The organism is Arthrobacter sp. 05L417 (assembly GCF_056397865.1).
Genome location: NZ_JBFTOG010000122.1, coordinates 1 through 453, shown reverse-complemented (window position 1 = coordinate 453; position 453 = coordinate 1). Strand labels below are relative to the sequence as shown.

Sequence of the window (453 nt, the reverse complement as noted above, 5' to 3'; positions counted from 1 at the left end):
TAAGACGGCATATGCTAGAAACGAATCCTACTAGTGCTTTTGAAATTGATGATGCAGGTGGGCAGGAAAAAAGCAGGGAACGCTGGCTAAGCCGAGAAGAGCTTGCGCGATTCTTACAGGCAATGCCGATGACAAAAGGTTTCTCACGTCAGAACGAACTGACAATGAAACTTCTGCTGGTGTTCTGCTGCCGCAAGATGGAGCTTTGCGGTGCTCGTTGGGAAGAGTTCGATTTTAATGAAGCAGTTTGGCGCTTGCCCGCAGAGCGGGTAAAGAATGGCGATGCGATTGATATACCTATCCCGGCAGTAGCTCTTGAATGGCTGAAGGAACTGCATCAAATGTCCTGCAATAGCCAGTGGGTGCTGCCAGCAAGAAAGATGCAGCACCGGATGATTCCTCACATTCAGGAAAGTACACTCCCCGTAGCATTGAGCAAGGTGAAGGGTAACC

At 49.4% G+C, this 453-nt stretch carries 1 protein-coding gene; it reads left to right on the top strand.

Annotated features, from left to right (window positions below):
* Window positions 1–11 precede the first annotated feature (11 nt).
* Window positions 12–453, top strand: a 442-nt coding sequence (locus tag AC1DJW_RS26590; protein WP_476902972.1) for a tyrosine-type recombinase/integrase, incomplete at its 3' end; no start/stop codon positions are given.